The sequence below is a fragment of the Variovorax sp. 20P10.2.4 genome, from assembly GCF_058244205.1.
In genome coordinates this window covers 1-6255 of sequence record NZ_JBZAYE010000438.1, presented here as the reverse complement: position 1 = coordinate 6255, position 6255 = coordinate 1, and the positions used below count along the sequence as shown (strand labels likewise).

The 6255-nt window shown below is 70.2% G+C and carries 4 protein-coding genes and 2 pseudogenes; 4 read left to right on the top strand and 2 right to left on the bottom strand.

Annotated elements, in window-relative coordinates:
* Nucleotides 1-1172 (bottom strand): annotated as a pseudogene (locus tag AC27VN_RS29535) (histidine kinase); the annotation flags it as partial.
* A gap of 12 nt (nt 1173-1184) precedes the next feature.
* Nucleotides 1185-1910 (bottom strand): response regulator, encoded by a 726-nt coding sequence (locus AC27VN_RS29530; RefSeq protein WP_093353415.1) that lies wholly within the window; start codon nt 1908-1910, stop codon nt 1185-1187.
* 330 nt (nt 1911-2240) lie between these two features.
* On the opposite strand from AC27VN_RS29530, the gene AC27VN_RS29525 reads away from it, so the two are divergent.
* From AC27VN_RS29525 to aroE, 4 genes and pseudogenes are all read left to right on the top strand, one after another.
* A complete protein-coding gene (locus AC27VN_RS29525; RefSeq protein ID WP_208513130.1) occupies nt 2241-2837 on the top strand; it encodes a YqiA/YcfP family alpha/beta fold hydrolase in 597 nt (198 codons plus the stop codon).
* Between the two features lie 68 nt (nt 2838-2905).
* Complete coding sequence (locus AC27VN_RS29520; RefSeq protein ID WP_490878845.1) at nt 2906-4978, top strand: ribonuclease catalytic domain-containing protein; 2073 nt, start codon at nt 2906-2908, stop codon at nt 4976-4978.
* Nucleotides 4975-5826 carry an energy transducer TonB gene (locus AC27VN_RS29515; protein ID WP_093353410.1) on the top strand — a complete coding sequence of 284 codons (852 nt, stop codon included), beginning with the start codon at nt 4975-4977 and terminating at the stop codon, nt 5824-5826. The genes AC27VN_RS29520 and AC27VN_RS29515 overlap by 4 nt, the downstream gene beginning before the upstream one ends.
* Before the next feature lie 44 nt (nt 5827-5870).
* A pseudogene (gene aroE, locus AC27VN_RS29510) lies at nt 5871-6255 on the top strand (shikimate dehydrogenase); the annotation flags it as partial.

The window sequence follows — 6255 nt, the reverse complement described above, 5'->3', positions numbered from 1 at the left end:
AAGAGCAGCGCGATGCCGAAGAACACCGACGAATAGCGCACCCAGGTGGTTTCGCCGTAGGCGTCGCTCAGGCGGATCACCAGCCAGTCGCGCACGCCGAAGGCCAGCGTGAGCAGGGCCGCGGCCGCCACCAGCAGCCGCTCGGCGCTGGGCCGCCGCGCCGTGGACCCCACGAAGGCGCCGACGAAGACCGCGATCACCACGATCTCGATCGCGAGCCAGCCGGTGAGCCAGATCGGCTCCTCGCGCTGCAGCGCGAGCGTGGTCGAGACCACGGTGCCCAGCACCACGGCCAGCAACGGCCAGCGCAGCCAGCGCGTGTGCGCCGTGCGGCCCCAGTCGGCCAGGTGGTAGCAGAACATCATGGCCGAGGCGGCCCAGCCGGCGTAGCAGGCCGCCATCAGCACGCCCCAGGGGACCCAGGGCAGCGGCGGCTCGGCGATCACGCCGTCGGCCACCCGGATCGCCCAGCAGAACTCGGCCAGCGCCGCCCACAGGTAGATGCCGTCGCGGCGCGGCTGCCCGGCCGTGGTCGCGTCGACCTGCGTGACCCACAGCGCCAGCGCGATGGCGCCGACGATCAGGCTGAAGGCCGTCAGCAGCACCGAGGCGGTGAAGCGCCAGGCGTAGGCCGGCTCGAACAGCCCGTTGCGCACCGGGTCGGCCGGGCCGATGAACACGGGCGACAGCCCGGCACGGCGCGCGCTGTCGGCGCGGATGCGGATCTGCAGCTGGTTGCGGCCCGCCTTCAGCAGCTCGCTGGGCACCGGCACGTAGATCGGCGCCTTGGCGTAGTCGGCACCGTTGCCCCGCGAGAGGTCACCGTAGACCTGCAGCAGCGCGTCGTTGAGCTCCACCTCGAACACGTTGCCGGTGCGCGGAATGAAGATGCCCCAGGGCATGCTCGGCGCGGCCGCCAGCTCGAAGGGCAGGTCGAAGCTCGCGAAGCCGGAGCGGCCGCGGTGCTGCCGGTCCCAGTGGTAGGACAACTCGACCGGCTCGCTGCGCCGCACGCCGTCGACCTCGGTGGTGACCGTGCCGCGGCGCAGCTCGATCGGCGCGTCGGCGGCATGCGCCCATCCGGCCCACCCGCTCCAGAGGGCCAGGACGAGCAGCAGCAGCCACGGCGCGATCGGCGTCGCGGGCAGCCGCCCGCGCAGGGTCCGGAGCACGGATGTCCCGTCTCAGCCAGAGCGCGACAGCAGCCCCAGTCGCGTGGCTTCGAACACGGCTTCGCTCTTGGAATGCACCGCGAGCTTGCCGTAGAGGTTCTTGATGTGGGTCTGCACCGTGTGCACGCTCAGGCCCTTGAGGCGCGCGATCTCGGCGTACGAGAAGCCGCGCGCGATCAAGGTCAGCACCTCGTGCTCGCGCGCCGACAGCAGCGCGCGCTCGCCCGCATCGGGCGCGGCCTCCGGCTCGGCCGTGCCCGGCACGCTGGCCGACTGCAGGCTGCGGTACTTGGCGAGCACGCGGCGCGCGATCATGGGCGAGATCGGCGAGGCGCCGGCCTTCATCTCGACGATGGTCTGGGCGATGTCCTCGGGCGCGGCGTCCTTGTGGATGTAGCCGACGGCGCCGGCCTCGATGCTCGCGAGCACGTTCTCCTCGTCGCCGAACACCGACACCACCAGCGGCTCGCAGCCCGGAAAGCGCGCGACCGCGTCGCGGATCACGTCGAGGCCGGTGCCGTCGGGCATGCCGAGGTCGACCAGCAGCACGTCGGGAATGGTGGCGGTGCGCGCGAGCCAGCCCAGCGCCTCGTTCACCGTGCCGGCGCTGCCGAGCCAGAACAGCTGCGGGCTGCGCTGCACGCTGGTCTCGAAGAAGGCGCGCGCGCGGCTGTCGTCCTCGACCACGAGCACGCCCCAGCGGCGGGACGTAGCGTCATGGGGGTCCTCGTTAGTCATGGGGCCGAAGCATAAGCCTGCGCACGCTGTCGCAGGTCCGCGAAGCCTCACCCTTTCATGGGATGTGCATCGCGCGCTTCGCCCACACACTCGAACCGTCTTCGAATTTGGTCGCCCCCCGAAGCGCACGGCATGCGAACACGCGATGAATACTTTCGCGTTGTGCCCCGGCCGCGCCACGCAGGCATCGAGGACCTCCTCCCGTTCCGGGAAGCCCGCATCGCGGGGTTTTTGTCGCCTCGACGCCATCTGATGGGCACGGACCTCATGCAAAATTACCTGGACTTCGCAAGCAGCGCGCCATCGACGCGCTTTCCGTCGCCCCCCCGCATGGAACCACAAACCACCCATCTGCTGTACCTGCACGGCTTCCGTTCCTCGCCCCGTTCCACCAAGGCGCGCGCGGTGGCGGACCGGGTGGCGCAGCGGCATCCGAACCTGCACTGGTGGTGCCCGCAATTGCCGCCCTCGCCCAAGGATGCGATCGACATGGTGATGAAGGGCATCGCCGACTGGCCGCGCAAGTCGATGGCGGTGGTGGGTTCCTCGCTCGGCGGCTTCTACGCCACCTATGTCGCGGGCATGACGCGCTGCCGCGCCGTGCTGCTGAACCCGGCCGTCCATCCGGCGCGCGACCTCACGCTCTACATCGGCGACCAGAGCGCCTGGCACGACCCGGCCGAGCATTTCTATTTCCGCCCCGAGTACATCCACGAGCTGCGCGCCATGGAGGTCGGCTCGCTGACTCGCCCCGAGCGCGTGTTCGCGGTCATCGCCAAGGGCGACGAGGTGCTCGACTGGCACGAGATGTCGGCGCGCTACGCCGACAGCCGCGTCAAGCTGATCGAGGGCGGCGACCATGCGCTGTCGGACTTCAAGAAGAGCCATCTCGACGACGTGATGGCCTTCATCAACCCAATTCCATAACGCGCCAATCGGGGGCCTGCGGCTCCCGCGCCACAGGCCCGCCCCGCCTGCATGGGAGAATCCGGCCCATGTTTGTATTGTTTGAAGAAGCCGGCAAATACCTCGGCGGGCGCGTGCTGTCGGAGGCGGAAGCCTCGGCGCAGGTCGAGCTCGAGACCGGCAAGCGCGTCAAGGTCAAGGGCGCCAACATCGTGCTGCGGTTCGAGAAGCCCTCGCCCGCCGAATTGATCGCCGAGGCGCGCGCGCTCGCGGCCGCCATGGACCTCGACCTGGCCTGGGAATTCGCCGCCGAGGGCGAATTCGGCTTCGCCGACCTGGCGGCCGACTATTTCAGCGACAAGCCTTCGCTGGCGCAGCAGGCCGCGGCGCTGTTCGCGCTGTTCGAGGCGCCGCACTACTTCCGCCGCGCGGGCAAGGGGCGCTTCAAGAAGGCGCCGGCCGAGATCGTGCAGCAGGCGCTGGCCGCGATCGAGAAGAAGAAGGCGATCCAGGCGCAGATCGTGGAATGGGCCGGCCAGCTCGCCGAGGGCGTGTGCCCCGCGCCGGTGCGCGAGCAGCTCTACCGCATCCTGTTCAAGCCCGACAAGAACGCGCCCGAATACAAGGCGGTGGTGGAAGCCTCGCGCGCCTCGCAGCGCGCGCCGCTCGAGCTGCTCGAACGCGCGGGCGCGATCGACTCGCCCTACCAGTTCCACTGGCGCCGCTTCCTGTTCGAGAACTTCCCCAAGGGCACGGGCTTCCCCGCGCTCACGGCGCCCGCCATCGTCGACGAACTGCCGCTGGCCGAAGGTGTCGAGGCCTTCTCCATCGACGACTCGCAGACCACCGAGATCGACGACGCGCTCTCGGTGCAGGGCCTGGGCAGCGGCACGGTCACGGTCGGCATCCACATCGCCGCGCCGGGCCTCGCGCTCGCGCCCGGCAGCGCGATCGACCAGGTGGCGCGCGCGCGCATGTCCACGGTCTACATGCCGGGCTACAAGATCACGATGCTGCCCGACGCGGTGGTCGACACCTACACGCTGCTCGAGGGCGCCGACCGCCCCGCCGTGTCGCTCTATGCGCGCTTCGACGAAGCCACGCTCGAACTGCAGTCCACCGAGACCAGGCTCGAGCGCGTGCCGATCGCCGCCAATCTGCGCCACGACCAGCTCGACCACGTGGTGACGCAGTCCTGGCTCGAGGACAGCTCGGTGATGCACGAGGACACGCCGGCCGCCGCCGCGCGCTTCCGCCCCCAGCTCTCGTTCCTGCACCGCCTCGCGCGTCAGCTGAAGGCGCAGCGCGAGGTCGTGCGCGGCAAGCCCGAGAACTTCAACCGGCCCGACTACAACTTCCGCCTGGTCGGCAACGACGGCGCCGAACCCACGGGTGCCGAGCAGGTGCAGATCACGACGCGCCAGCGCGGCGCGCCGCTCGACCTGATCGTGTCCGAGGCCATGATCCTGGCCAACAGCAGCTGGGGCGGCTGGCTCGGCGAACTCGGCGTGCCCGGGCTCTACCGCAGCCAGGCCAGCCTCGCGCCCGGCATCAAGGTGCGCATGGGCACGCGCGCGTTGCCGCATGCGGGCCTGGGCGTGAAGAGCTATGCCTGGAGCACCTCGCCGCTGCGCCGCTACACCGACCTGGTGAACCAGTGGCAGATCATCGCGGCCGCGCGCCACGGCAAGACCGCCGCGCTGGCCGCGCCGTTCAAGCCCAAGGACGCCGACCTGTTCTCGATCCTCTCGGGCTTCGACGCGGCCTATGCGGCCTACAACGGCTACCAGGGCGGCATGGAACGCTTCTGGACCCTCAAGTACCTCGAGCAGCAGGGCATCACCGAGCTCGAGGCCACCGTCATCAAGGACCTGCCCAACGGCGCGCTGGTGCGGGCCGACGCGCTGCCGCTGGTGTTCCCGGTGGCCGGCCAGCAGGAACGCGGCGCGCGCCTGCGCGTGAAGCTCGGCGAGATCGACGAGATCGCGCTCGACGTCAGCGGCACCGTGCTCGAGCGCCTCGATGCGCCCGCGGCCGGCGCGGTGGACGACGCCGAGGACGAGGAAGAGGTGGTCGCCGGCCCGATCGCGATCGCGGTCGACCTGGCCGATGGCGATGCCGCCCCCGACGCGGGAGCGGCCGTGGAGAACGCGCCCGCATGAACCTCAAGGATCTGAGCACCCTGCAGATTGCGCTGGGTGTGTCCGTCATCGCGCATGCCGCGCTGCTGGCGGTGCGTTTCGTCGACCCCGAGGCCTTCAATCGCGCGTTCACCGAGACGCCGCTCGAAGTGATCCTCGTCAACTCGAAGACCAACGAAGCGCCGGATCCCCAGGCCCGTGTGATGGCCCAGACCTCGCTCGCCGGCGGCGGCGACCTCGAGCGCGGCCGCGCCACCAGCCCGCTGCCGCCCTCCTCCTTCAGCGCGGTCGGCGATTCCGCCGAGGAGGCGCAGCGCCAGGTCGACCTGATGCAGCAGCAGCAGATGCAGCTGCTGACCCAGCTCAAGCGCGATCTCGCGGCCATGCCGCCGCCCGATCCGCGCGTGAGCGGCGACCCCAAGGAAGCCACCGCGCGCGAGGAGAAGCGCCGCCAGATGGTCGAGCTGCTGGCCGAGATCGAGCGCCGCGTGAACGAGGAGAACGCGCGCCCCAAGAAGCGCTACCTGAGCCCGTCGACGCGCGAGGCCGCCTATGCGCTGTACGTCGATTCGCTGCGCCGGCGCATCGAGGTGCGCGGCACCGAGAACTTCCCGACCGCGGCCGGCAAGAAGCTCTACGGCGAACTCAAGATGACGATCACCATCAACCACGACGGCAGCCTGCTCGACACCGTGATCGACGAGAGCTCGGGCAACACCACGCTCGACCGCCGCGCCCAGGCCATCGTGCGCAGCATCGGCAGCTTCGGCAAGTTCACCGACGCGATGCGCCGCCAGACCGACCAGATCGTGATCCAGTCGCGCTTCCGCTTCACGCGCGACGAGACCATCGAGCTGTCGTCGCAGTAGCCGCGACGGCCCGCCGAAGAAAAAGAAGCCAGGAGACCCGCGCCATGGATCTGTACTGCGTGATGGGCAACCCGGTCGAGCACAGCCGCTCGCCGTGGATCCATGCCCGCTTCGCCGAGCTCTGCCACCAGCCGATCGCCTACGAGCGCCGGCTGGTCGCGCTCGGCGCCTTCGCCGAGGGCATCGCTGCCTTCCGGCGCGAGGCCGCCGAACGCGGCGACCACGCGGGCGGCTGCAACGTCACCGTGCCCTTCAAGTTCGACGCCGCCAGCATCGCGCAGCACACCAGCGAGCGCGCCACGCTGGCGGGCGCGGTCAACACGCTGCGCTTCACGGCCGATGGCGACATCCATGCCGACAACACCGACGGCATCGGCCTGGTCAACGACATCGAGCGCAATGCGCGCGTTCCACCGGCCGGCAGGTCGT